General features: G+C 72.6%; 25 protein-coding genes. 10 read left to right on the top strand and 15 right to left on the bottom strand.

The genetic code is table 11. The annotated features are described in order from the left end of the window. Positions 1 to 43 precede the first annotated feature (43 nt). From ACIGW4_RS35615 to ACIGW4_RS35595, 5 genes are all read left to right on the top strand, one after another. A complete protein-coding gene (locus ACIGW4_RS35615) occupies positions 44 to 1,453 on the top strand; it encodes a CitMHS family transporter (RefSeq protein WP_399585690.1) in 1,410 nt (469 codons plus the stop codon). 157 nt (positions 1,454 to 1,610) lie between these two features. After that, on the top strand, positions 1,611 to 2,300 hold the full coding sequence (locus tag ACIGW4_RS35610; protein WP_399585688.1) for a hypothetical protein: 690 nt from the start codon (positions 1,611 to 1,613) through the stop codon (positions 2,298 to 2,300). Next, positions 2,287 to 3,036 (top strand): class F sortase, encoded by a 750-nt coding sequence (locus tag ACIGW4_RS35605; RefSeq protein ID WP_123450729.1) that lies wholly within the window; start codon positions 2,287 to 2,289, stop codon positions 3,034 to 3,036. The genes ACIGW4_RS35610 and ACIGW4_RS35605 overlap by 14 nt, the downstream gene beginning before the upstream one ends. Before the next feature lie 430 nt (positions 3,037 to 3,466). Beyond that, complete coding sequence (locus tag ACIGW4_RS35600) at positions 3,467 to 4,858, top strand: aldehyde dehydrogenase family protein (protein WP_399585686.1); 1,392 nt, start codon at positions 3,467 to 3,469, stop codon at positions 4,856 to 4,858. Positions 4,859 to 4,875: 17 nt separating this feature from the next. Further along, a complete protein-coding gene (locus ACIGW4_RS35595) occupies positions 4,876 to 5,955 on the top strand; it encodes a Zn-dependent alcohol dehydrogenase (protein ID WP_359589416.1) in 1,080 nt (359 codons plus the stop codon). Positions 5,956 to 6,014: 59 nt separating this feature from the next. Here ACIGW4_RS35595 and ACIGW4_RS35590 read toward each other — a convergent pair whose 3' ends face one another. The 10 genes from ACIGW4_RS35590 to ACIGW4_RS35545 all read right to left on the bottom strand — a co-directional run bounded on the left by ACIGW4_RS35590 (position 6,015) and on the right by ACIGW4_RS35545 (position 14,877). Then, positions 6,015 to 6,935 (bottom strand): PDR/VanB family oxidoreductase, encoded by a 921-nt coding sequence (locus ACIGW4_RS35590; RefSeq protein ID WP_221211236.1) that lies wholly within the window; start codon positions 6,933 to 6,935, stop codon positions 6,015 to 6,017. 4 nt (positions 6,936 to 6,939) lie between these two features. Further along, positions 6,940 to 8,391 (bottom strand): cytosine permease, encoded by a 1,452-nt coding sequence (locus ACIGW4_RS35585; protein ID WP_260174261.1) that lies wholly within the window; start codon positions 8,389 to 8,391, stop codon positions 6,940 to 6,942. Then, the gene (locus ACIGW4_RS35580) at positions 8,388 to 8,699 is read right to left on the bottom strand and encodes a Rieske 2Fe-2S domain-containing protein (RefSeq protein ID WP_123450723.1); all 312 of its coding nucleotides are present in this window, start codon (positions 8,697 to 8,699) and stop codon (positions 8,388 to 8,390) included. Before ACIGW4_RS35580 ends, ACIGW4_RS35585 begins: the two co-directional genes overlap by 4 nt. Next, complete coding sequence (locus ACIGW4_RS35575) at positions 8,696 to 9,580, bottom strand: iron-containing redox enzyme family protein (protein WP_399585683.1); 885 nt, start codon at positions 9,578 to 9,580, stop codon at positions 8,696 to 8,698. Before ACIGW4_RS35575 ends, ACIGW4_RS35580 begins: the two co-directional genes overlap by 4 nt. Further along, positions 9,577 to 10,383 (bottom strand): dihydrodipicolinate synthase family protein, encoded by an 807-nt coding sequence (locus ACIGW4_RS35570; protein ID WP_123450719.1) that lies wholly within the window; start codon positions 10,381 to 10,383, stop codon positions 9,577 to 9,579. The genes ACIGW4_RS35575 and ACIGW4_RS35570 overlap by 4 nt, the downstream gene beginning before the upstream one ends. A gap of 25 nt (positions 10,384 to 10,408) precedes the next feature. Beyond that, positions 10,409 to 10,945 carry a DUF6190 family protein gene (locus ACIGW4_RS35565; protein WP_399585681.1) on the bottom strand — a complete coding sequence of 179 codons (537 nt, stop codon included), beginning with the start codon at positions 10,943 to 10,945 and terminating at the stop codon, positions 10,409 to 10,411. Next, positions 10,935 to 12,113 carry an aminotransferase class I/II-fold pyridoxal phosphate-dependent enzyme gene (locus ACIGW4_RS35560; protein ID WP_123450715.1) on the bottom strand — a complete coding sequence of 393 codons (1,179 nt, stop codon included), beginning with the start codon at positions 12,111 to 12,113 and terminating at the stop codon, positions 10,935 to 10,937. The genes ACIGW4_RS35565 and ACIGW4_RS35560 overlap by 11 nt, the downstream gene beginning before the upstream one ends. Positions 12,114 to 12,329: 216 nt before the next feature. Beyond that, entirely contained in the window at positions 12,330 to 13,031 is a 702-nt protein-coding gene (locus ACIGW4_RS35555; RefSeq protein ID WP_123450713.1) for a DsbA family protein, read from the bottom strand. 37 nt (positions 13,032 to 13,068) lie between these two features. Beyond that, positions 13,069 to 13,869, bottom strand: coding sequence for an MBL fold metallo-hydrolase (locus tag ACIGW4_RS35550; protein WP_123450711.1), 801 nt, complete (start codon positions 13,867 to 13,869; stop codon positions 13,069 to 13,071). 69 nt (positions 13,870 to 13,938) lie between these two features. After that, a complete protein-coding gene (locus tag ACIGW4_RS35545; RefSeq protein WP_093876891.1) occupies positions 13,939 to 14,877 on the bottom strand; it encodes a DMT family transporter in 939 nt (312 codons plus the stop codon). A gap of 122 nt (positions 14,878 to 14,999) precedes the next feature. Here ACIGW4_RS35545 and ACIGW4_RS35540 point away from each other — a divergent pair, with 122 nt between their 5' ends. After that, a complete protein-coding gene (locus ACIGW4_RS35540) occupies positions 15,000 to 15,668 on the top strand; it encodes a TetR/AcrR family transcriptional regulator (protein WP_398710679.1) in 669 nt (222 codons plus the stop codon). Here the strand turns inward: ACIGW4_RS35540 and ACIGW4_RS35535 are convergent. From ACIGW4_RS35535 to ACIGW4_RS35520, 4 genes are all read right to left on the bottom strand, one after another. Beyond that, a complete protein-coding gene (locus ACIGW4_RS35535; RefSeq protein WP_123450707.1) occupies positions 15,651 to 16,349 on the bottom strand; it encodes a TetR/AcrR family transcriptional regulator in 699 nt (232 codons plus the stop codon). The two genes, ACIGW4_RS35540 and ACIGW4_RS35535, sit on opposite strands and share 18 nt — an antisense overlap. A 214-nt stretch (positions 16,350 to 16,563) precedes the next feature. Next, positions 16,564 to 17,478 carry a DMT family transporter gene (locus ACIGW4_RS35530; RefSeq protein ID WP_398710680.1) on the bottom strand — a complete coding sequence of 305 codons (915 nt, stop codon included), beginning with the start codon at positions 17,476 to 17,478 and terminating at the stop codon, positions 16,564 to 16,566. 221 nt (positions 17,479 to 17,699) lie between these two features. Then, entirely contained in the window at positions 17,700 to 18,395 is a 696-nt protein-coding gene (locus ACIGW4_RS35525) for an ArsR/SmtB family transcription factor (protein ID WP_398710681.1), read from the bottom strand. Between the two features lie 18 nt (positions 18,396 to 18,413). Next, positions 18,414 to 19,097: a TetR/AcrR family transcriptional regulator gene (locus tag ACIGW4_RS35520; RefSeq protein ID WP_399585674.1), complete on the bottom strand. Its 684-nt coding sequence runs from the start codon at positions 19,095 to 19,097 to the stop codon at positions 18,414 to 18,416. A 61-nt stretch (positions 19,098 to 19,158) separates the two neighbouring features. Between ACIGW4_RS35520 and ACIGW4_RS35515 the strand changes: the two genes are divergently transcribed. The 3 genes from ACIGW4_RS35515 to ACIGW4_RS35505 all read left to right on the top strand — a co-directional run bounded on the left by ACIGW4_RS35515 (position 19,159) and on the right by ACIGW4_RS35505 (position 21,362). After that, positions 19,159 to 20,310: an acyl-CoA dehydrogenase family protein gene (locus tag ACIGW4_RS35515; protein ID WP_123450701.1), complete on the top strand. Its 1,152-nt coding sequence runs from the start codon at positions 19,159 to 19,161 to the stop codon at positions 20,308 to 20,310. A gap of 61 nt (positions 20,311 to 20,371) precedes the next feature. Continuing rightward, positions 20,372 to 20,659, top strand: coding sequence for a YiaA/YiaB family inner membrane protein (locus ACIGW4_RS35510; RefSeq protein WP_123450699.1), 288 nt, complete (start codon positions 20,372 to 20,374; stop codon positions 20,657 to 20,659). A gap of 76 nt (positions 20,660 to 20,735) precedes the next feature. Continuing rightward, positions 20,736 to 21,362: a TetR/AcrR family transcriptional regulator gene (locus ACIGW4_RS35505; protein ID WP_123457234.1), complete on the top strand. Its 627-nt coding sequence runs from the start codon at positions 20,736 to 20,738 to the stop codon at positions 21,360 to 21,362. On the opposite strand, the gene ACIGW4_RS35500 is transcribed toward ACIGW4_RS35505, so the two are convergent. Continuing rightward, positions 21,353 to 21,814: a MaoC family dehydratase gene (locus ACIGW4_RS35500; RefSeq protein WP_123450697.1), complete on the bottom strand. Its 462-nt coding sequence runs from the start codon at positions 21,812 to 21,814 to the stop codon at positions 21,353 to 21,355. The two genes, ACIGW4_RS35505 and ACIGW4_RS35500, sit on opposite strands and share 10 nt — an antisense overlap. Before the next feature lie 132 nt (positions 21,815 to 21,946). Here ACIGW4_RS35500 and soxR point away from each other — a divergent pair, with 132 nt between their 5' ends. Next, positions 21,947 to 22,423 carry a redox-sensitive transcriptional activator SoxR gene (gene soxR, locus ACIGW4_RS35495; protein ID WP_123450695.1) on the top strand — a complete coding sequence of 159 codons (477 nt, stop codon included), beginning with the start codon at positions 21,947 to 21,949 and terminating at the stop codon, positions 22,421 to 22,423. Positions 22,424 to 22,616: the final 193 nt, after the last annotated feature.

Here is a 22,616-nt window from a genome sequence, read left to right as displayed (position 1 = left end):
CGCCGCTCGGCGGCAGTTCAAGGGTGAACGTGAGGTGTCCTCCATGCTGACCGTCCTCGGCTTCGCCATGATCGCGACCTTCCTGGTCCTGATCATGCTCAAAAAGATGTCGCCGATCGCGGCGCTCGTACTGATTCCCGCGCTGTTCTGCGTCGGGGTCGGGCAGGGGGCCCAGCTCGGCGACTACGTCATCGAAGGGGTCGGCAAGCTGGCGCCGACCGCCGCGATGCTGATGTTCGCGATCGTCTACTTCGGCGTCATGATCGACGTCGGTCTCTTCGACCCGATCGTCCGGGGCATCCTGCGCTTCTGCAAGGCGGACCCCGTGCGGGTCGTCGTGGGCACGGCGGTGCTCGCCGCGATCGTCTCGCTGGACGGCGACGGCTCCACCACCTTCATGATCACCGTCTCGGCGATGTATCCGCTCTACAAGCGGCTCAAGATGAGCCTGGTGGTCATGACGGGTGTCGCGGCCACCGCCAACGGCGTCATGAACACCCTGCCGTGGGGCGGGCCCACCGCGCGCGCCGCGACCGCGCTCAAGCTGGACGCCGCCGACATCTTCGTGCCGATGATCCCCGCGCTCGGCGCGGGCCTGCTCTTCGTCTTCGTGCTGGCGTACGTGCTCGGGCGCCGCGAGCGCAAGCGCATCGGCTACCTGACCCTCGACGAGGTGCTGGTCCCGGCGACCGACGCGGTGCTGGTCACGACGGGCGGCGGCAAGGGCGAGGACGGCGGCAGGAAGACCGCGGGCTCCGCCGGCGACGCCCCCGGCGCGGCGACCGGTGCGAGCGCCGGAGAGGGCGACGGCTTCCAGGGGCTCGACCCGGACCGGACGACGCTCCGTCCCCGGCTGTACTGGTTCAACGCCGCGCTGACGGTGGCGCTGCTCGCCGCGATGATCCTCGAACTGCTGCCGATCCCGGTGCTGTTCCTCCTCGGCGCCGCCCTCGCGCTCACCGTCAACTTCCCGAAGACGGCCGAGCAGAAGCAGCGGATCGCCGCCCACGCGGACAACGTCCTCAACGTCGCCGGCATGGTCTTCGCCGCCGCCGTCTTCACCGGCGTCCTCACCGGCACGGGCATGGTCAAGCACATGGCCGACTGGCTCGTCGGCGCCATCCCCGCGGGCATGGGCCCGCACATGGCCCTGGTCACCGGCGTGCTGAGCCTCCCGCTCACGTACTTCATGTCGAACGACGGCTTCTACTTCGGCGTGCTCCCGGTCCTCGCGGAGGCGGGCGCGGCCCACGGCGTGTCGCCCCTGGAGATCGCCCGTGCCTCGCTGGTCGGCCAGGCCCTGCACATGTCGAGCCCGCTGGTCCCCGCCGTGTACGTGCTGGTCGGCATGGCGAAGGTGGAGTTCGGCGACCACACCAGGTTCACGGTGAAGTGGGCCGCGCTGACCTCGCTGGTCGTGCTGGCGGCGGGGATCCTCTTCGGGATCATCTGACCCCGCCGGGCCCCGTCCCCCGTGGGCGGGAGTGAGCCGGACGGGTGGAAGTCGGAGGGTGGCGCGTCGGGTCGCCACCCTCCGTATCCGGTTTGTGACAGATAGTCGGATTATCGCAGTAAGCGTCCGATGAGTTCACGACTGGAGGACCTCCACCATGACGACACCCCCCACCCGCGCCCTGCTCCGAGCGACGCTCGCCACCCTGGCGCTCAGCGCCGTCACCCTCGGGGGCGCCCCGGCGGCCTTCGCCGCGCCCGGCGACGACGGTGACGTCAAGGTCCACCAGGCGGCCACGGGCGACACCGACCCGGTCAACGAACCCCGCGTCAACTGCCCCTTCAAGTTCGCCGCCCTCAACTTCGACGGCCTGTCGAGCATCACCTACTCGGTCTTCCCGCAGCCGGGCCAGCCGGGCAACGGGGACCAGCCGGTGCTGGGGCCCGCGGCCGTCTCCATCGACCCCGTCAGCGGCAACGGGGCCACGGGGCTGCTCCGCCTGCCGATCGGCATGTACAAGGTCGAGTGGACGTGGGAGGGCAAGAACGGCGCCCCGAAGTCGAAGGTCTTCAACGTCATCACCGCCTGCGACAACAACGGGAACGGCGGTAACGGGAACGGCGGCAACGGCAACGGAGGGAACGGCAACGGCGGCAACGGCGGCGGCCACGGCCACGGCAGGCCCCCGCACGGCCCGGTCGGCGCGGGCGGTGGCGGCAGCGCGCAGCTCGCCGCCGAGGACTCCTCCGCCTTCGGCGTCGGGGCGGCCGTCGCCGCCGGCCTCGCCGGCACGGCCGGACTCGTCCTGATCCGCCGCTCGCGCCGCCGCGACAATGGCGCCGCGTAGGTCCCGCTTCACCCGCAGGCAGCGGCGCCTGCTCCGGCTCGCCAGGACCGTGGTGGTGACCGTGGTCCTGGTGACGGGGGGAGTCCAGTGGGCCGGTGACGAGGAACCGGCCGACCCGCCGCTCGCCGCAGGCCCGGCCGCTCACGGCCGGGCCGGGGCGGCGGCCGGGGCGCCCGCCGCCCTGGAGCACGAGCCGAAGCCCCGGGCGCTGCCCAAGGCCACGCCCAAGGCTAGGCCCAAGCCGCGTCCCGCACCCCCGCCCGCGCCGCTGGCCCGCTCGCGCCCCGTCACCGTCGCCGTCCCGGCCATCACCATCGAGGCCCCCGTGATCGGGCTCGGCCTCGACGCCACCGGACGGCTCGGCACGCCGCCCGTCGACAACCCCCGCGTCGTCGGCTGGTACGCCAAGGGGCCCGCCCCGGGCGAGCGCGGGACCGCCGTCGTCGTCGGCCACCGCGACACCCGCACCGGGCCCGCCGTCTTCCTCAACCTCGACTCGCTCAGCGCCGGCAACACCGTCCGGGTGGCCCGCGCCGACGGCAAGGTCGCCGTCTTCACGGTCGACCGCGTCGGGACGTACGCCAAGAACGCCTTCCCCGACAAGGAGGTCTACGGAGACACCGGGCGGCCCGAACTGCGGCTGCTCACCTGTGGCGGAGCCTTCGACCGGGGCAAGGGGTACGAGGCGAACATCGTCGTCTTCGCCCACCTCACCGAGATCGCCCAGAAGATCTGACCCGGCGCCACGGCTCCGACGCCACGGTCCCGGAGCCACGGCTTCGGCGCCCGGTCCCACGGTCCCGGCGCCCGGCCTCACGGTCCCGGCGCCCGGCGCCACGGCTTCGGCGCCCGGCCCCACGGCCCCGGCGCCCGGCCTCACGCCCTTGGCGCCCAGCCCGCGCCCCCGACCCGCCGAACCCGCACACCGACCCACGCCCCGGCCGACGGAACCCAGCCGCTCCGTCGACCGGGGCGTGTGCCGTGCCCGGCGGCGCGCGCCGCCGACCGGGGGCGGAGCGTGCCGTCCGGTGAGACCCGGGGCACTCCGGCGGACCCTGGCGCCGGAAAACTAACATCGCTAGTTTGGGTCGGACCACGCACGGGCCGCGTACGGCACGCACGGACCGCGGCACGGACCACGCACGGGCGACCTGAGGAGACAGCGGATGAAGGCCCACGACGCGATGTACATCGGCGGGGAGTGGCGCCCCGCCTCCTCCACGGACACCATCCCGGTGATCGACCCGGCGACCGAGCAGGTCATCGCCCACGTCCCGGCGGGCACCGCCGAGGACGTCGACGCCGCCGTGCGCGCCGCCCGCGCCGCGCTCCCCGGCTGGGCGGCCACCCCGCCCGCCGAGCGCGGAGCCCGGATCGCCGCCCTCCGCGACGTGCTCGCCGCCCGCGCCGATGAGATCGCCGCCACCGTCACCGCCGAGCTCGGCGCCCCGCCGCAGCTCGCCGCCGCCGTCCACGCCGGACTGCCGATCGCCGTCGCCGGCTCGTACGCCGAACTCGCCGCCACCCACCCCTTCGAGGAGAAGGTCGGCAACTCCACCGTCTACGCCGAGCCCGTCGGCGTCGTCGCCGCGATCACCCCCTGGAACTACCCGCTCCACCAGATCGTCGCCAAGGTCGCCCCGGCCCTCGCCGCCGGCTGCACCACCGTCCTCAAGCCCGCCGAGGACACCCCGCTCACCGCACAGCTCTTCGCCGAGGCCGTCCACGAGGCGGGCATCCCCGCCGGCGTCTTCAACCTGGTCACCGGCCTCGGCCCGGTCGCCGGGCAGGCGCTCGCCGAGCACCCCGACGTGGACCTCGTCTCCTTCACCGGCTCCACCGCCGTCGGAAAGAAGATCGGCGCCCTCGCGGGCGGCGCCGTCAAGCGGGTCGCGCTCGAACTCGGCGGCAAGTCCGCCAACGTGATCCTGCCGAGCGCCGACCTCCCCAGGGCCGTCGCCGTCGGCATCGCCAACGTCATGTCCAACTCCGGCCAGACGTGCAGCGCCTGGACCCGGATGCTGATCCCCGCCGACCGGTACGAGGAGGCGGTGGCGCTCGCCGCCGAGGCCGTCGCCAAGTACGTCCCCGGTGAGCGCGTCGGCCCCCTCGTCAACGCCAGGCAGCAGCAGCGCGTCCGCGGCTACATCGAGAAGGGGATCGAGGAGGGCGCCCGGCTCGTCGCCGGCGGCCCCGAGGCCCCGCGCGAGACCGGCTACTACGTCTCCCCGACCGTCTTCGCCGACGTCACCCCCGACATGACCATCGCGCAGGAGGAGATCTTCGGCCCCGTCGTCTCGCTCCTGAGGTACGAGGACGAGGAGGAGGCCCTCGCCATCGCCAACGGCACCGTGTACGGTCTCGCCGGCGCCGTCTGGGGCGAGCCCGAGGCGGCCGTCGCCTTCGCCCGCCGCATGGACACCGGCCAGGTCGACATCAACGGCGGCCGGTTCAACCCGCTGGCCCCCTTCGGCGGGTACAAGCAGTCCGGCGTCGGCCGGGAGCTCGGCGCGCACGGCCTCGCCGAGTACCTCCAGACCAAGTCCCTGCAATTCTAGGCACCGAGGAGAGACGCGTGATCCGCGCCGCCGTCCTGCCCGCCGTCGGCTCTCCGCTGGAGATCACCGGCATCGAACTCCCCGAGCCCGGTCCCGGCCAGGTCCGGGTCCGGCTCGCCGCCGCCGGGGTCTGCCACTCCGACCTCTCCCTCTCGAACGGCACCATGCGCGTGCCCGTCCCGGCCGTCCTCGGCCACGAGGGCGCGGGCACCGTCGTCTCCGTCGGCGAGGGCGTCACCCACGTCGCCCCCGGCGACGGCGTCGTCCTCAACTGGGCGCCGTCCTGCGGCAGCTGCCACCCCTGCTCGCTGGGCGAGGTCTGGCTCTGCGCGAACGCCCTGACCGGCGCCGCGAACGTCCACGCCCGCACCGAGGACGGCAGGGACCTCCACCCCGGACTCAACGTCGCCGCCTTCGCCGAGGAGACGGTCGTCGCCGCGAACTGCGTCCTGCCCGCCCCGGAAGGCGTGCCGCTCACCGACGCCGCCCTCCTCGGCTGCGCCGTCCTCACCGGCTGGGGCGCCGTCCACCACTCGGCCCGGGTCCGGGAGGGCGAGACCGTCGCCGTCTTCGGCGTCGGCGGGGTGGGCCTCGCCACGCTCCAGGCCGCCCGGATCGCGGGCGCGTCGACGATCGTCGCCGTGGACGTCTCCCCGGAGAAGGAGGCGCTCGCGCGGGCCGCCGGCGCCACCGAGTACGTCGTCGCCTCCGGGACCACGGCCAAGGACATCCGGAAGCTGACCGGGGGACAGGGCGTCGACGTGGCCGTCGAGTGCGTCGGCCGGGCCGTCACCATCCGCACCGCCTGGGAGTCCACCCGGCGCGGCGGCCGCACCACGGTCGTCGGCATCGGCGGCAAGGACCAGCAGGTCACCTTCAACGCCCTGGAGATCTTCCACTGGGGCCGCACCCTGGCGGGCTGCGTCTACGGCGACTCGAACCCGGCCGAGGACCTGCCGGTGATCGCCGAGCACATCCGGGCGGGCCGGTTCGACCTCGGCGCCCTCGTCACCGAGCGGATCACCCTGGAGGGCATCCCGGGCGCCTTCGAGAACATGCTCGCGGGCAAGGGAGGCCGGGCCCTGGTCGTCTTCTGACCCGGAGTCCGGCACGCGGAAGCCCGTACCGGCGGCCTGCCGGTACGGGCTCCGACGGCTCAGAGATCCAGCACGAGCCGCTCGCCCCGCGAGCGCCCCACACAGATCATCATCGTCGTCCCCGAGGCCTTCTCGTCCTCGCCGAGGACGGAGTCGTGGTGCTCGGGCGTCCCGGCGAGCACCTTCGTCTCGCAGGTGCCGCACCAGCCCTCCTCGCAGGAGTACGCCACACCCGGCACCACCTCGCGCACGGCGTCGAGCAGGGTCCGTCCGGGCTCCACGCGCAGGGTCCGCCCGGTCCGCCGCAGCTCGACCTCGAACCCGCCCTCGCCGGAGGACCCCTCCACCGGCGCCGCACCGAACCGCTCCATGTGCAGCGGTCCCGTCCACCGCTCCTCCACGGCCCGCAGCAGCCCCTCGGGCCCGCAGCAGTACACGGCCGTCCCGGCGGGCTGCCCGGCCAGGACGGCGTCCAGGTCGGGCAGACCCTCCGTGTCCTGCGGGACGAGCGTGACCCCCGGGAGTCCGGCGAGCTCCTCGCGGTACGCCATGGACGCCAGGCTCCGGCCGCCGTACAGCAGGGACCACGAGCCCGGCGGCAGGGAGCGGACCATCGGCAGCAGGGGGGTGATGCCGATGCCGCCCGCGACGAACAGGTACCGCTCGGCGGGCACCAGGGGGAAGCGGTTGAACGGGCCGCGCACCGCGAGGACCGTGCCCTCGTCGACGGCGGTGTGGATCTCCTCGGAGCCGCCCCGGCCCGCCGGTTCGCGCAGCACCCCGAGCCGGTACGTGCTCCGGTCCGCCGGGTCGCCGCAGAGCGAGTAGTGCCGGATCGTGCCGGACGGCAGCGTCACCTCCAGGTGGGCACCGGGCTCCCAGGGCGCCAGGTCGGCGCCCGTGGGGTCGGCCAGGAGCAGCCCCCGTACGCCGTCCGCCTCCTCGACGACCGAGCTCACCGTCAGCCGGACCATGGACATGGGATCACCTCGGAACTCGTGACGGCGGCAGCAGCGGCTCCGGCCACACCCGGCACACCACCCCGTACAGGACGGCGGCGACCAGGAAGGAGGCCGGCAGACTCAGGTCCACCCCACCCGTCAGGACGGTCAACGGGCCGGTGTACAGCGGGTTGTTGACCCAGAGGACCCCCACGAACGCGCCGGCCGCGAAGGCCGCGGCGGCCCGCGGGTTGACCCCGCCCGTGTACCAGTACCGTCCGCCACCGCCCGTGGCGAACGTCCGCAGCGCCTCCGCGTCGTACCGGCCCCGGTGGAGCACGTACCCGACGGAGAGCACGGCCGCCCACGGGGCCACGACCGTGAGCAGCAGCGTCACGAACGCCGACATGGCGTCCATGGCGTCGTACACCACCGCCCCGAGGTACAGCACGGCCGCCGCGAGCAGCGCGACCACCGTGGTCACGGCGGCCCGCGAGGAGCGCCAGAACACCGAGTTGGCGGAGAGCCCGGCCGCGTACAGGCACAGTCCGGCCTGCGGCAGGGTGCCCGCGAAGCCGAAGACGACGACCGCCACCGCGAACCAGCCCGGCACGGCGTCCGTGAGGCCCTGCAGCCACGGCTCGTCGGGCACGGGGAAGAGCGTCGTCACGTACGCGCCGGTGAGCAGCGCCGCGAGACTGCTGAGGAACATCGAGACGCCGCTCGCCCGCACCACCCGGCCGGTGGGGGTGGTGGCCGGCATGTAGCGGGTGTAGTCGCCCTGGAACGTGGCGTACGACAGGGGCACGGTCGCGGACGCGGTCGCCGCGAGCAGCCAGGTGTGCAGGGTGCTGTCGAGCGCCAGCGCCCCGCCGGCGTAGCCCGCGTCGAACTTCGGCGCGAGGACCAGGGCGGTGCCGAGCAGGACCGCCCCGCCGGTGACCGCCGTGATCCGGTACGTGCGGACCAGCGTCTCGTGGCCGCGCACGGCGACCAGCGCGACCGCCGCCGCCGTCACGAACATCGCGACGGTCAGCGCGCCCGGCCCCGTGGGCGTGGAGAACAGCCGGTGGCCCGCGACCATGACGGCCGTGCCGCCCGTCCACACCGCGATCGCGAAGAAGCCGAGCGCCGTCACCACCGTGATGACGTTGCCGACGACCCTGCCCCGCACCCCGAAGTGCGCCCCGCTCGACACCGGATCGTTGGTGCCGGTGCGGACGCCGAACCGGGCGAGCGGCGCGAGCAGCGCCGTCCCGACGGCGACGCCCGCCGCGATCGAGCTCGCCGACGCCCACCAGCCGAGACCGAAGACCACGGGCAGCGCGCCGAGTACCACCGTGCCGAACGAGAACTGCGCGGAGGGCCAGATCCAGCCGAAGTCGCCCGGTGTGGAGGTGCGCTCCGCCTCGGGCACCGGAGCGATGCCGTCGTGGTCGACCGCCGCACGGGGCGGCGTCACGTCGGACGCCGCCCCGGTCGGTGTGGTGGTCATGAGGCGCCCCCGACGAGATCCTCGGGACGGCCCTGGCCGGGCAGCACGTCGACCACCCGGAGGGCGGCGCAGGCCGCCCCCGAGAGGCGCTCGCCGCTGGTCAGGTCGAAGGTCGTGTGGTGCAGGGGGCAGGTGATCCGCAGCCTGTCCCCGTCGACCCTGCCGTACTTGAGCCGGCCCCCGCGGTGGGGGCAGAGGGCGGCCGCGAGGACCTTGCGGCCGCCGACCTCGACCAGGACCAGGTCCTCGGTCACCTGGCGGACGACGGGCTCGCCGGAGCCCTGCCGCCCGGCGGGCACGGCCGTCATGCGACGGTCTCCCGCGCCAGTGCGATCGCCGCTTCCTGGGCCTCGCCGACGATGTCGGAGGCCAGTCGCACGCCCGCCCAGATCTTCGCGAAGTCCGGCTCGTCGAGCGCGCGGATCGCCGTACGCATGTGGTTGGAGTGGTACGAGTCGATGTAGAGGTGCTCGGTGTAGTAGGCGTCGTTCACGACCCCGAGGCGCCGCGCCGCTCGGGCGAAGCTCTGGAAGGCGTACAGGACGCTCGTCTCGAAGTAGGCGTACGCCCCCAGGAAGTACTGCGGGGACGACGCGCGGCTCGCCAGCCAGTGGAACATGTTGACGTACGCGTAGCACTCCGGGGTCGTCTCGTCGAGGTAGTCGTCGAGCTCCAGGCTCATGCCGAACTCGCTGAGCAGGTCCCGGTAGAGCTGGGAGTGCGCCTTCTCCTCGTTGCCGCAGCCGAGTTCGTCGATGAGGACCCGGAAGACCGCCATCGCCGAGCGGTACGGCAGCCGGGGGACGACCGGCAGCAGCGACTCGGACTCGGTGAGCCCGTCGAGCGCGAACTGCCGGACGATCACCTTGAACTGGTCGAGCGTCGCGTGCTCGGCGAGGAAGGTCGCGCTCTCCGGGAGCGCGGCCTCCTCCTCGGCGAGGAACTCCTTGAGCGCCTGGAGCAGTTCGCCGGCCGAGCCGAAGCGAGGGGCGGAGGCCTCGTAGGCCCGCGCCTTCGGCAGGATCCACCGCTCCTCGATCGCGGTCATCGAACCGTAGTCGCCGAGGTTGGGCACCCGCCGGTAGAGGGCGTGCAGTTCGCGCTGCGCGGTCGCGGCCGGGGCCGCGATCGAGTGCGCGGCCACCGGGACGGCGGATTCGGCGGTGGGGGAGGCGGGGGTGGTGCTCATGCCGCCTTCGCCTCCTCGTGGACGGTGGGGGAGGAGATCACACCGCGGGTGTGCAGTTCCTCCTTCACCCACCGGTACCAGTCGTCCTTGAAGACGCCGTACTTCTCGCAGACGGCGTTGATCTCCGCCTGGCGGTCCGGGGTCGGGTCGACCAGCATGGCGTTGCACAGGCCGGGTTCGAGGTTGGCCAGCGGGCCGATGAAGCCCTGGATGCCGCGGGCGTCGACGAGGAGGTTCTCCCAGCCCTCGAAGACCGGGATGCCGGTGCCGGCCTCGGCCATCCTGCGGGTGAAGGCGGCGTCGCCGCTGGACTCCTTGATGCCGACGATCCCGGGGATCTCCTTGCAGATCCGGATCAGGGTCTCGAACTCGATGCGATTGCCCGACAGCGCCTCCTCGTTGTAGAGGAAGATCGGTATGTCGAGGGCCGCGCGGATCGCCCGGTAGTGCTCGACGATCTGGTCCTGCGTCACGTCGGCGCCGAACGGCGTGGTGACGACGACGGCGTCGGCGCCGATCTCGGCGGCCGTGCGGGCCCGCTCGATCACCGAGGCGGTGTCGGGGAGCTGGATCCCGGCGAGCACGGGGAGGCCGTCGGCGTGCTTGACGGTGTACGTGACGACGTCCTGCCACTGCCGGGCGTCGAGCTTCCAGCCCTCGCCCGAGGTCAGGGCCGGCATGAGGCCCGTGACCTCGGCCCGGATGTGGTCCAGGAGCCGGACGACGCTCTGCTCGTCGACGGTGCCGTGCTCGTCGAGGGGGGTGATCAGCGGGACGACGGTCCCGGAGTAGGTGTCAGGCATGAGTGGGGTGCCCTTCGAAATGGCTTCAGAGGTTGTCGGAGTCGACCGTCAGCACCAGCGAGCGCCGGTAGAGGTCCTCCAGGTACGCGGGGAACGAGGCCTCCGCTGCGGCGCCGACCGGCACGACGGGCAGGTCGGTCCTCCGGAGCAGCCGGGGGCTCGCCGTGTGCAGCGTGCCGCCCCGGCCGATGACCTGGGCGAGGAGCAGGCGCTCGTGCGTGGGCAGGCCTTCGAGCGAGGGGGTGGTGAAGGCCCGCCGCAGGTCGTCCTCGTCGTACGGGACGCGGTCGATGGCCAGGTCGGTGTGGAGGACGTCCATGAACGGGTAGTACTCGTCCTGGAGCTTCCGCTCGTAGCCCCACACCAGGTCGTCGCAGCGGCCGACCTGCTCCCAGTTCATCAGGACCCGGCCGGCCTCCCCGGCGGCCAGCCGGCCGACGAAGAAGGCCTTGGCGCCGCTGCGGACGGCGTTGTCCTCGCTGTGCATGCCCATGAAGAGGGTGGCGTCGATGAACACCGTGGGGGCGTGGTCAGCCGCCTCGGGGGTGGTGTCAGGCCGCATAGCGCTCGAGCACCTTCCGCATCCGCTCCATCGCGCCGGCGAACACCTCGGGCTCGCGGGCCAGGGCCAGGCGGACGAAGCGCTCGCCCTTCTCCTTGGTGTTCCAGTAGAAGAAGGTGCCCGGCAGGACGTACACCTCCTCGTCGAAGAGGACGGCCTGGAGCTGGGTGGCGGTCAGGTGCTCCGGCTTGATGCGGAACCAGGCGACGCTGGTGCCGACGACCGGCTCCTGGAACTCCAGGATGGTGCCGTCGAGGGCGGCGCGGGCGGCGTCGCCGTTGGTCTTGATGATGTCGCGGACCGAGGCGAAGCCGTCCTCGATGGAGTCCTCGATGTACTGCGTGACCATGTTGAGGACGAACGGCGAGACGTTCAGCAGGACGCTGGTGTGGAGGTTGTAGACCTCCTCCTGGATGTCCCGGCTGGAGGTGATCATGGCGCACTTGGCGTCCTGGATCGGCCAGGTCTTGCCGGTGTCCTCCATGACCATGTAGGTGACGCCGGACTCCTCCAGGAGCTTGTAGATGTCGACGCGGCCGATGCCCTCGTCGCACAGCGCGAAGGAGGCGAAGCAGAAGTCCATCACCAGGACCTTGTCGTGGTCCACGCAGTAGCGGACGACCTCGCGGAAGCCCTCCAGCTTCTCGGCGAGCAGCGTGAAGCCGGTCGGGTTGTTGGGGTCGACCAGGTAGATGGCGTCCGCGTCGATCGCCTCGACCAGGCGGTCGTAGATGGCGTCCTTGTCGTGCAGCACCGACTCGTCGACCGGCCCGAGCGGCACCTGCATGTTGCGCAGCAGGTCGACCAGGTTGTCGAAGCAGGGCTCCACCAGCTGCACCGACATCCCGCGCTGCTTGAGGAACATGCCGGCGACCATGGTGGAGACGCTGGCGGAGTAGGAGAGGAGCGTGCGGTCCATCGCCCGGGCGGTGGGCTGCTGGTGCAGACGGAAGAAGGCGTCGACGAACTGGCGCTCGAAGTGCGCCTGCTGCTTCGTCTCCGACTCGTGCCAGAGCTCGGGAAGCCGCGAGACGATCCGCTCCTGAGAGGCGGACTGACGCTGGTGCGTGTGGGCGTCGGCCAGGTTGAAGCGGGTCTTCAGGGCCTCGATCTCGTGCTGGGTGAGGTCGACGAAGGTGCTGACGTCTGCCTTGTCGGTCAACGACATGAGAACTCCTGCTGTCGATACGAAACCCGTCCGGAATTCCGGCGGCGTGAATGACTTTAGGAGCTTCGAGCGGCCTTGCGAATAACGGGCGGGTCACGCAATTAATAATCACCGCGATGTTCTGCCGGAGGAAAAAAGGAACGACGGCCAGGCATTCCGTGAAAGGGAATGCCTGGCCGTCGTTCTCTTATTTGCCGCCGCCGGCGGCCTTTTCCGCTACTCCGTGGCGGCCCGCAGCAGGATGTCCTCGTACACCTTCGGGTCGTCCGAGGCGATCACCGGCCAGCCGATGCCGTACGCGCCCTCCCAGCCCACGTCGATGCCGGGGTTGGCGTGGTCGGAGCCGTCGGGCAGGAACAGGTGCGGGCTGCAGTTCACGCGGTCGCTCTTGGACAGCGCGGCCTGGTCGGCGAGGGCCCGGCGGGCCCGCCCGTCGTCCAGCGCCTCGGTGAGGGCGTCGACGTCGACGGCGCCCGTCTCGGCGGCCACGTCCAGGATCACCTTGCGGTGGCTGATGCAGCGCGACTCGGCCCAGAAGGCCCGGCGAAGCCCGAGGTCGAGCTGCTCCGAGGCGTTCAGGCTCTGCTCCTTGGCGGCGAGCACCGCCTCCAGGGCGGGCAGCGTCGTCGAGGGGTACAGCCAGTCCTTGGCCTGCCACAGCTGCCAGCCGGCGGCCGGCTCCAGGCTGGCCATCCGGGCGACCTCGCTGTCCGTGCCGGGGCGCGGGCTCGGGGCGTCGTTCAGCAGCTCCAGCGGGAAGGCGCGCAGGTCGAAGGAGACCTGCTCCTCCAGACCGAGGCGGGTCCGGGTGGCGTGCAGCCGGTGGATGGCGATGTGCGCGAAGGAACACCAGATGTCGGAGAAGACGGTGACGACTCCGCGCGGCGGGGTCAGATCGGCGGTGGTCGGGTCGGACATGGTTCTCCTCTGTTCAGGTGCGCGGACGGAGCGGTGCTCAGCCGGCGCTGGACTCGTGGGCGTCGAGCGCCGCCTCGAGGTCGAGGTCGGCGTCCGGCAGCCAGGCGGGCAGGGACGGGATGCGGGCCATCGCCTCGAAGAGCCGGGGCACGGCGCTCTCCTCGACGGTCGGCCCGTGGGCGCTGAGCAGTCGCGCGGGACGCAGTGCGGCCAGCTCGCGCACCGGCCGCAGGAACTTCGCCTCGTCGACCAGCGCGGTCCACGGGGCTATTGCACGGTTCAGCACTTCGAAGCCGTGGAAGAATTCTTCCTCGGAAAGGTCGGTGAAGTCCTGGCGAATTTCTTCGACGACGGTGCCGAAGCTGTCGGAGCTGTAGAGCGTTCCATCGGAGTGGTCGAACACGGCGAGGGTTCCGGGTGAATCGAAGGTGGGCGGCCGGTGAAAGCTCAGCTCACGGTCTCCGACTTTCACGCGACTTCCCGGGTTCGCAGTTACTACCCGGTCCTGCGGAATGCTGAACTCCTCCGATATTCGCGTCACTGATATCGCGTTGGCGAGCACCTTCGCGTGCGGCGCGGCCTCCAGGATCCGGCCGAGCGCGCCGGTGTGGTCGCGGTCGTCGTGGGTGACGACGACCCAGCGCAGGTCGGCCGGGTCGATCAGCGACCAGAGGGAGTCCAGGAAGCCCTCCCGGTCGACGGGCATGCCGGTGTCCACGAGGAGCGGCTGTCCGGACCGGACGAGGAAGGCGTTCACCGGCTGGTCGCCGAGGCCGGGGATGGGCAGGGCCGAGGGGAGGACGTGGATGTCCGGCCCGGCGGTGTAGGAGGTTCTCACGGTTCACCTTTCATGACGCACCGAGCGGGCCGGGGGCCCCGGGCCGGGGCCCGGGGGCGCCGGCCTCGGTCAGACGAGCTGGATGGTCAGGGAGCCGGCGATCAGCAGGGCGAGGCCCAGGGCGCGCGGCTTGGTCAGGGAGCGCTGCGGGAGCTTGAACAGGCCCTTGTGGTCGATCAGGGCGGAGGTCAGCTGCTGTCCCGTCACGGTGAGGGCGATGGTCACGGCCGCGCCGATGGTGGGGATGAGCAGGAAGGTGCCGGTGACGTACGCGGCGGCGCAGGCGCCACCGAGCCAGCCCCACCAGGGCATCTTCTTCAGCGGGGCGATCTTGGGCTTCGGGGTCTTCCGGGTCGCGTAGAGCACGAGCAGGACGACGGCGATGGTGAAGGTCGCCACGGCGAAGCTGATCACGGCGACGGTGATGGGCTCCTTCAGCTGGGCGCGCAGCTGGGCGTTGACCGCGCCCTGGACCGGCAGCACACCGCCGGCGACGATGCCGAGGACGAGCCAGCCGACGCGGCCGGCGCTCGACATCTTGGGGGCGCCGGGAGGGGCCGCGGCCTTCATGCCCCGGATGATCACGACGATGCCCGCGAGGACGGCGAGGGCGCCGAGGACGATGCCGACGCTCAGGTCCTTCTGCTTCAGGCCGAGGAGGCCGAAGAGGTCGAGGGCGAGCGAGGCGAACATCTGGCCGGTGACGAAGAGTCCGACGGCGGCGAGGGCGCCGAGCCGTGGGAACAGCAGGATGCCGCTGGTGATGTAGAGGGGGCTGGCGAGTCCGCCGAGCAGCTGCCACCACTCCACGTCGGGCAGCTTGCCGAGCGCGCCGAGCGCGCCGGCCGCCACCGCGAGCACGACGAGCAGCGTGGTCGCGACGCCGAGCTGGATGGTCGAAGCGCCGTACGGGGTGCCGACGGCCGAGTTGAGCTGGAGGTTCACCGAGGCCTGGACGGCCAGGAGGCAGCCGACCAGCAGGGCCGCGGCGAGGAGCGCGGTGTGCATCTGGATCTCCCTGGGGCGGGATGGCGAGCGGATAAGTGGACACTGAGTCCGTTTAGCATGCCATGCAACATGGCAAACGGACAAGGTGTCCACTTAGCCCCGGGGGAAGTAAGGTCTGGTCCATGAGCGAGGAAGAGCAGCGAGGTCGTGGAGCCTCCTCCGTGCACCGGGTCGGCGGGCTCCTCGGCGATCTTCAGGCCGCGGACGAGCAGCCGGTCGCCCCGCGCCGACGAGCGGACGCGGAGCGCAACCGTGCCCAGATCCTGGCGGCGGCCGAGCAGCTCTTCGCCGAACAGGACCCGCGATCGGTCACCATGGACCGGATCGCCAAGGCGGCGGGCGTCGGCCGCGCCACGCTGTACCGCAGCTTCCCCGACCCGTCCTCGGTCGCCGTGGCGCTGCTCGACGAGCACGAGCGCCGGCTGCAGGGGCAGCTCATCTACGGACCGCCGCCGCTCGGACCCGGCGCACCCGCCGGGGAGCGGCTCGCGGCGTTCTATCTGGCGATGCTCGATCTGCTCGAACGGCATCTGCCGCTGGCGCTGGGGGCGGAGACCGGCCCCGCGCGGTTCCGGACGGGCGCGTACGGCTTCTGGCGCGTCCACGTGCGCACCCTGCTGGTCGACCACGGGGTCGAGGACCCGGATCCGCTGATCGACATCGCGCTCAGTCCGCTGTCGCCCGAACTCTTCCAGTTCCAGCGGCACCAGCTCGGCCTGTCGGCCGAGCGCGTCGGACGTTCACTGACGGTCTTCGCCCGTCGCCTGCTGGAGTCAGGAGGCGGTCGCTGACCTGCCCTGCGAGGGCTCCTTCGACAGCACCTGGGCCGCCGGGGCCCCGGGGTGGACGAGCCCCGGCAGGATGAGCTCCCAGATGCGGCGGAGCCGTTCCTCGGCCGGATCGTGCAGGGCGCCGCTCTCCGCGGGCCAGAACTCGTCGGCCGGGGCGCTCGGACGGCGCATCTCCAGCTCGACCCCGGTGATCACGTAGCCGATCAGCGCCGCCACCGCCGTCGCGTCCACGCCCGGCCGCAGGGCCTTCTCCGCCACCGCGTACCGCGCGAGACGGCTCACCTCGCGCCGCCAGGGGCATTCCTGCCCGGGCCCGGGCTCGGCCGACTGCAGCTCGCGGGCGAGGCGCTCGCCGGCCCGCGCCACGGGGTCGGTCTCGAAGAGCCGGATCAGCGCGTGGGTGGTGATCACCAGCTTGTCGATGGCGGTGCCGCCCACCCCCTCCATGGATAAGCAGGCCGATTCGACCGTGATCCGGGTGACCGCGCGGGCCCGCCCGCGCACCGCGGTCGCCAGGTCCGACTTGGTGGCGAAGTGGAAGACCAGGGCGCCGGTCGTCAGCCGGGCCTCGCCGGCGATCCGGGCGAGGGACGCGCGCTCGTACCCCACCCTGTCGAACACCCGCGCCGCCGACGACAGGATCTCCTGTCTCGTCCGCTCCGCCCGCTGCTGAATCGCCATGAGCTCCCCCGTGGGCTTGCGAGAAGGTGCCGGAGCGTTATGTTCCGGCCTACGCCTGTGACCGCCTCGAAACTATCCGGCCGGGGAGCGGCGAAACGTGGCTTCTCGCCCGCCCGGCTGGAACTGGGGCTTGACGCGCGTCTTCCTCCCAGGTCGCGGGCGCCCGCCCCCCACGGGACGCCCGCGAACTGACCGGAACCGGCGGTATGACCTGTCAGGTGGATTCAGCCGTTCCGGCGGTCGCGGCGGCCCGCGCCCGGGAGCGGGATACGGCCACGCCCGCGAGGCACAACGCGCCCCCGGCGAGCGTGAGCAGACCCGGCAGCTCGCCCAGGAACACCCACGCCAGGACCACGACGAGCGCGGGCACCGCGTACGTCGTCGCGCCCATCCGGCCCGCGGTCGTACGGGCGAGGGCGTAGGCCCAGGTCGTGAACGCGAGCGCGGTCGGGAACACCCCCAGGTAGACCATGTTCAGGGTCGCCGGCAGCGGGGCCCGGCCCGCCTCCTCGACCAGCTGCCCGGCGAAGGGCAGACAGGCCGCCGCCCCCACCAGGCACCCGAAGGTCGTCACCTGGAGCGCGCTGCCGTGCGCGAGCGCCGGCTTCTGGGCCACGACCCCGCCCGCGTACGCCATCGCCGCGAGCAGACAGAGGACCACCCCGAGCACGGAGGTGTGCCCGCCGGAGTCGCCGCCGGACATCGACAGGCCGACGGTCACCGCCCCCGCGAAGGAGACCGCCATGCCCGCCAGCAGCCGGGGCGGCAGCGACTCCTTGAGGAACCGCGCGCCGAGCAGGGCGATCAGGATCGGCCCCGTGTTCACCACCATCGCCGCCGTGCCCGCGTCGACCTCCTGCTCGCCCCAGTTCAGGACCACCATGTAGACCCCGAACCAGAGCAGCCCCGAGGTCACGATCCCCGGCCAGGCGGCCCGCGGGGGCAGCCCCTCCCGCCGCACCAGGAGCACGACCCCGAGGACCAGCGCCCCGGCGAGCAGCCGGCCGAGCGCGAGCGCGCCGGGGGAGTAGGCCGCCCCGGCGCTGCGGATGGAGACGAAGGCGGAGGCCCACAGGACCACGGTGACACCGGCGGCGACCGGCGCGAGCCGGGAGGATTGCTTCTGCATGCCCCGACGGTAGGCGGCGAACCGTTCGGCGCTCACCGCAATATCGGGCGGGGCGGCACGGGGCGGGGACGGGCCGGGAGCGGCCCCGGCTCCTGCCGGGCGCGGCCGGGCCCTGCCGGGCGGGAGCCCGCCGGCTCGGAGCGGCCCCCCGGTGGGCAGGGCGACGCCGCCGCGCCGGGCATGGCCGCGCCGCCGGCTCGGCAGGGCGGTGCCGGGCCCGCTCAGCGCAGGGCCGTCGGCGGGATGCCCAGGCAGGCCCGCAGGGCCGTCTCGCCCGTCGGGGTCACCTTCACCGCCCGCTCGGACCCGATCCGTACGCACCACCCGGCGTCGAGCGCGTGCCGGCACAGTGCGGCGCCCGCGAGCCCCGCGAGGTGCGGGCGGCGCTCGGTCCAGTCGAGGCAGCCGCGCGCGACGGGCCGCCGCCCCTTCCGCACGAGGGGGATGCCCTGCTCGTCGAACCAGGCCAGGCCCCGGTCCGTGAGCGCGAACCCGGTGTCCTGGCGCAGCAGTCCGCGCTCCGTCATCGCATCGACGATCGTGATGCCGAGCCGTCCCGCCAGGTGGTCGTAGCAGGTCCGGCCGCGCGCCATCGCCCGCCCGGCGCTCGCGGCGCGCAGCGAGCGCGACGGCGCGGACGCCTCCGGCGCGGACCGGGCGGCCAGGTCCTCCACGAGGTGGGCGATCCCGGGGTCGGCGAGCCGCACGTACCGGTGCCTGCCCTGCCGTTCCTCCGCGAGCACCCCGCCGGCCACCAGCTTCCCGAGGTGCTCGCTGGCGGTGGACGGCGCCACCCCGGCGTGCCGGGCGAGTTCCCCGGCGGTCCAGGCCCGCCCGTCGAGCAGGGCGAGCAGGAACGCGGCGCGGCTCTCGTCCGCGAAGAGCGCCGCGAGCGCGGCGAGATCACTGGCTGCCATGGGGCAAGCCTCCCGCACTCACGTTTCGGCGGCGGCCGAACCCTGAGGCGCCCTGGCCGGGATCGCCTCGTACTGCAGCCGCAGACCGTCGAGCAGCGCCCGCAGGCCAGTCTCGAACGCGCCCTCGTCGACCTTCTGGCGGCGCTCCGCGAGGAGGTGGGCCTGGCCGAGGTGGGGGTAGTCGGCCGGGTCGTAGGCCGTCTCGTCGTCGACGAAGCCGCGGGCGAAGGAGCCGAGGGCGGAGCCGGTGACGAAGTACCGCATCAGCGCGCCGATGGAGGTGGCCTGGGCCGGGGGCCAGCCCGCCCGGACCATGGCGCCGAAGACGGCGTCGGCGACCTTCAGGCCCGCCGGGCGGCGGCCCGGCCCCTGGGCGAGGACGGGGACGATGTGCGGGTGGTCGGCGAGGGCGGCGCGGTAGGAGACCGCCCAGTCGTGCAGCGCCGTCCCCCAGTCCCGGCCGTCGTCCGCCGCGAACATCGACAGGTCGATCTTCGCGCTCACCGCGTCCGCGACCGCGTCGAGGATCTCGTCCTTCGTGCGGAAGTGGTTGTAGAGCGAGGGCCCGCTCACGCCGAGTTCGGCGGCGAGCCGCCGGGTGGACAGCGCCGCCAGCCCCTCCGCGTCCACGAGCGCGCCCGCCGTCTCGACGATGCGTTCTCGGCTGAGCAGGGGCTTGCGCGGTCGGGCCATGGCGCACATAGTAGGCCCGCACCAGAAAAACTAGCAGTGGTAATTAAACGGCCGAGTGGGGTGGCACCGCATGAATCTGGAACTGAGCGAGGAGCAGGAGGCCGTACGGCGGCTCGCCGAGGACTTCGTCGCGCGCGAGGTCACCCCGCACGCCGCCGCGTGGGACCGGGCCGAGGAGGTGGACCGGGGCATCGTGAAGAAGCTCGGCGCCGTCGGCTTCCTCGGGCTCACGATCCCGGAGGAGTACGGCGGTTCGGGCGGCGACCACCTCGCGTACTGCCTCGTCACCGAGGAGCTGGGGCGTGGCGACTCCTCCGTGCGCGGCATCGTCTCCGTCTCCCTCGGCCTGGTCGCCAAGACGATCGCCTCCTGGGGCACCGAGGAGCAGAAGCGGGAGTGGCTGCCCCGGCTCGCCACCGGCGAGGCGCTCGGCTGCTTCGGCCTCACCGAACCGGGCACCGGCTCCGACGCCGGGAACCTCGCCACCCGCGCCGTGCGGGACGGCGACGCCTACGTCGTCAACGGCGGCAAGATGTTCATCACCAACGGCACCTGGGCCGACGTCGTCCTGCTCTTCGCCCGCACGAACGACGCGCCCGGCCACAAGGGCGTCTCCGCCTTCCTCGTCCCCACCGACACCCCCGGCCTCACCCGCCGCCCCGTCCACGGCAAGCTCGGCCTGCGCGGCCAGGCCACCGCCGAGCTGGTCCTGGAGGACGTCCGCGTCCCGGCGGACGCCGTGCTCGGCCCCGAGGGCAAGGGCTTCGCCGTCGCCATGTCCGCCCTCGCCAAGGGGCGCATGTCGGTCGCCGCCGGCTGCGTCGGCATCGCGCAGGCCGCCCTCGACGCCGCCGTGCGGTACGCGGGGGAGCGCGAGCAGTTCGGCAAGCCCATCGCCTCGTACCAGCTGGTCCAGGAACTCCTCAGCGACATCGCCGTCGACGTGGACGCCGCCCGGCTGCTCACCTGGCGGGTCGCCGACCTGATCGACCGGGGCCGGGACTTCGCCACCGCCGCCTCCAAGGCCAAGCTGTACGCCTCCGAGGCCGCCGTCCGCGCCGCGAACAACGCCCTCCAGGTCTTCGGCGGCTACGGCTACATCGACGAGTACCCGGTCGGGAAGCTGGTGCGCGACGCCCGCGTCATGACCCTCTACGAGGGCACCAGCCAGATCCAGAAGCTCATCATCGGCCGGGCGCTGACGGGGGTCTCGGCCTTCTGAGTACGTCGCTGAGTACGCGGACGGATGTGGCGCCGACCACATCCGTCCGATCCTGTGCGGCATGAGCGACACACCGGTCAAGCAGCAGAACACCGCCGCCTACTACATGCAGGCCGTCATCTCCTTCGGGATCGCGATCGCCGCCGTGGCCATCGGCGTCTACCAGCTCGACGCCAGCGCCTGGGTCCGGGCCTTCCTCGCGATCTCGGTCCTCTACCTCACGACCTCGGCCTTCACCCTCGCCAAGGTCGTCCGCGACCGCCAGGAGGCCGGCCAGATCGTCAGCCGGGTCGACCAGGCCCGCCTGGAGAAGCTCCTCGCCGAGCACGACCCCTTCCAGAAGCTCTGAGCGCCCGAGGATCTAAGCGCTTGCTCACCCTCGTTGTATGGTGTTCGTCCTGACGGGGACCGAGAAGGAGTGTGGGATGAGCGCGGCCGAGGAGACGCCCGGAGGCGAGGACATGCCCTGGGGCGAGGTCACGCCCGAGGCGGCCCGGCGGCTGCTCGTGGCCGCCGTCGAGGCGTTCGCCGAGCGCGGCTACCACGCCACCACCACCCGGGACATCGCGGGCCGCGCCGGGATGAGCCCCGCCGCGCTCTACATCCACTACAAGACCAAGGAAGAGCTGCTCCACAGGATCAGCCGCATCGGCCACGACAAGGCCCTGGAGATCCTCCGGGCCGCGGCCGACGGCGACGGCACCGCCGCCGAGCGGCTCGCCGACGCCGTCCGCTCCTTCGTCCGCTGGCACGCCGAGCGCCACACGACCGCGCGCGTCGTCCAGTACGAGCTCGACGCGCTCGGCCCCGAGCACCGCGCCGAGATCATCGAGCTGCGCCGCGAGTCCGACGCGACCGTGCGCCGGATCCTCGAAGAGGGCGCGGCGGCGGGCGAGTTCGACGTGCTCGACGTGTCCGGCACCGCGGTCGCCGTCCTCTCCCTCTGCATCGACGTCTCGCGCTGGTTCAACACGCAGGGCCGCCGGACGGCCGACGAGATCGGCGTGCTCTACGCCGACCTCGTCCTCCGGATGGTCGGCGTTCAGAAGTAGTAGCGGGAGACCGACTCGGCCACGCAGACCGGCTTCTCGGAGCCCTCGCGCTCCACGGTCACCGCCGCCGTCACCTGCACGCCGCCGCCCGCCTCCTCGACCTTCGTCAGGACCGCGGTGGCGCGCAGGCGCGAGCCGACCGGGACCGGGGCGGGGAAGCGCACCTTCTCCGTCCCGTAGTTGAGGCCCATCTTCATCCCCTCGACCCGCAGCACCTGCGGCACGAACAGCGGCAGGAGGGACAGGGTCAGGTAGCCGTGCGCGATCGTCGTGCCGAAGGGGCCGGTCTTGGCGCGCTCGGGGTCCACGTGGATCCACTGGTGGTCCCCGGTCGCCTCCGCGAAGAGGTCGATCCGCTTCTGGTCGATCTCCAGCCAGTCGCTGTGCCCCAGCTGCTCGCCCACTCCCGCGCGCAGCTCCTCGGCGGAGGTGAAGATCCTCGGCTCGGCCATGTGTCCTCGTCCCTTCTGGTACGGCATACCCATTGGTCGGTATCTAAGCGCTTGCTCAGCATGTGGGGTGCGAGGGCCGCTGTCAACGGCCGCCGCCGGAGCGGACGCCGCGGCACCAGTAGGGTTCCCCGAGTGCCGCATATTCCAGAGACGCTCCACGAACTCACCGTCGGCCAGCTCTCCGCCCGCAGCGGGGCCGCGGTCTCCGCCCTGCACTTCTACGAGGCGAAAGGGCTCATCAGCAGCCGCCGCACCAGCGGGAACCAGCGCCGCTACGGCCGCGACACGCTCCGCAGGGTCGCCTTCGTCCGGGCCGCGCAACGGGTCGGGATCCCCCTGGCCACCATCCGGGAGGCACTGGCCCAGCTCCCCGAGGAGCGCACGCCCACGAACGAGGACTGGGCCCGGCTCTCCGAGGCCTGGCGCGCGGAACTCGACGAGCGCATCAGGCAGCTCGGCCGGCTCCGTGACCATCTGACGGACTGCATCGGGTGCGGGTGCCTCTCGCTGGAGACCTGCGTCCTGTCCAACCCGGACGACCGCTTCGGCGAACACATGGCAGGCTCCCGCCTCCTCCCGATCCGCCGCTCCCCCAACCCCCCGACCTAGCCCCATCGGACCCCGCCCGCACCCTGCCGGGCGGCTCTCCCAGCCCGCGTGAGCCGCACCCTTCAGGGCGGTGCCCCCGCCCACCCGCCGTGTGGGGCCCGCGCCCTGCGGGGCGGCTCCCCGCTGCCCGTGTGGGCAGTCGTCCCGCTGGGGCGGGACGGGTGGGCACACGGGACGGCGCCCTTCAGCGGCG

Source organism: Streptomyces sp. NPDC053513, assembly GCF_044544765.1.
Classification (GTDB): Bacteria; Actinomycetota; Actinomycetes; order Streptomycetales; family Streptomycetaceae; genus Streptomyces; species Streptomyces litmocidini.
Note: the sequence above shows the minus strand (reverse complement) of the source record. Positions and strands in the feature narration are given on the sequence as shown.

Excerpts from the sequence above, each read along its gene's own strand:
- ACIGW4_RS35615 (WP_399585690.1), top strand. The coding sequence starts at position 44 with ATGCTGACCGTCCTCGGCTTCGCCATGATCGCGACCTTCCTGGTCCTG.
- ACIGW4_RS35610 (WP_399585688.1), top strand. The coding sequence starts at position 1,611 with ATGACGACACCCCCCACCCGCGCCCTGCTCCGAGCGACGCTCGCCACC.
- ACIGW4_RS35605 (WP_123450729.1), top strand. The coding sequence starts at position 2,287 with ATGGCGCCGCGTAGGTCCCGCTTCACCCGCAGGCAGCGGCGCCTGCTC.
- ACIGW4_RS35600 (WP_399585686.1), top strand. The coding sequence starts at position 3,467 with ATGAAGGCCCACGACGCGATGTACATCGGCGGGGAGTGGCGCCCCGCC.
- ACIGW4_RS35590 (WP_221211236.1), bottom strand. The coding sequence starts at position 6,935 with ATGTCCATGGTCCGGCTGACGGTGAGCTCGGTCGTCGAGGAGGCGGAC.
- ACIGW4_RS35585 (WP_260174261.1), bottom strand. The coding sequence starts at position 8,391 with ATGACCACCACACCGACCGGGGCGGCGTCCGACGTGACGCCGCCCCGT.
- ACIGW4_RS35580 (WP_123450723.1), bottom strand. The coding sequence starts at position 8,699 with ATGACGGCCGTGCCCGCCGGGCGGCAGGGCTCCGGCGAGCCCGTCGTC.
- ACIGW4_RS35575 (WP_399585683.1), bottom strand. The coding sequence starts at position 9,580 with ATGAGCACCACCCCCGCCTCCCCCACCGCCGAATCCGCCGTCCCGGTG.
- ACIGW4_RS35570 (WP_123450719.1), bottom strand. The coding sequence starts at position 10,383 with ATGCCTGACACCTACTCCGGGACCGTCGTCCCGCTGATCACCCCCCTC.
- ACIGW4_RS35565 (WP_399585681.1), bottom strand. The coding sequence starts at position 10,945 with ATGCGGCCTGACACCACCCCCGAGGCGGCTGACCACGCCCCCACGGTG.
- ACIGW4_RS35560 (WP_123450715.1), bottom strand. The coding sequence starts at position 12,113 with ATGTCGTTGACCGACAAGGCAGACGTCAGCACCTTCGTCGACCTCACC.
- ACIGW4_RS35555 (WP_123450713.1), bottom strand. The coding sequence starts at position 13,031 with ATGTCCGACCCGACCACCGCCGATCTGACCCCGCCGCGCGGAGTCGTC.
- ACIGW4_RS35545 (WP_093876891.1), bottom strand. The coding sequence starts at position 14,877 with ATGCACACCGCGCTCCTCGCCGCGGCCCTGCTGGTCGGCTGCCTCCTG.
- ACIGW4_RS35540 (WP_398710679.1), top strand. The coding sequence starts at position 15,000 with ATGAGCGAGGAAGAGCAGCGAGGTCGTGGAGCCTCCTCCGTGCACCGG.
- ACIGW4_RS35535 (WP_123450707.1), bottom strand. The coding sequence starts at position 16,349 with ATGGCGATTCAGCAGCGGGCGGAGCGGACGAGACAGGAGATCCTGTCG.
- ACIGW4_RS35530 (WP_398710680.1), bottom strand. The coding sequence starts at position 17,478 with ATGCAGAAGCAATCCTCCCGGCTCGCGCCGGTCGCCGCCGGTGTCACC.
- ACIGW4_RS35525 (WP_398710681.1), bottom strand. The coding sequence starts at position 18,395 with ATGGCAGCCAGTGATCTCGCCGCGCTCGCGGCGCTCTTCGCGGACGAG.
- ACIGW4_RS35520 (WP_399585674.1), bottom strand. The coding sequence starts at position 19,097 with ATGTGCGCCATGGCCCGACCGCGCAAGCCCCTGCTCAGCCGAGAACGC.
- ACIGW4_RS35515 (WP_123450701.1), top strand. The coding sequence starts at position 19,159 with ATGAATCTGGAACTGAGCGAGGAGCAGGAGGCCGTACGGCGGCTCGCC.
- ACIGW4_RS35510 (WP_123450699.1), top strand. The coding sequence starts at position 20,372 with ATGAGCGACACACCGGTCAAGCAGCAGAACACCGCCGCCTACTACATG.
- ACIGW4_RS35505 (WP_123457234.1), top strand. The coding sequence starts at position 20,736 with ATGAGCGCGGCCGAGGAGACGCCCGGAGGCGAGGACATGCCCTGGGGC.
- ACIGW4_RS35500 (WP_123450697.1), bottom strand. The coding sequence starts at position 21,814 with ATGGCCGAGCCGAGGATCTTCACCTCCGCCGAGGAGCTGCGCGCGGGA.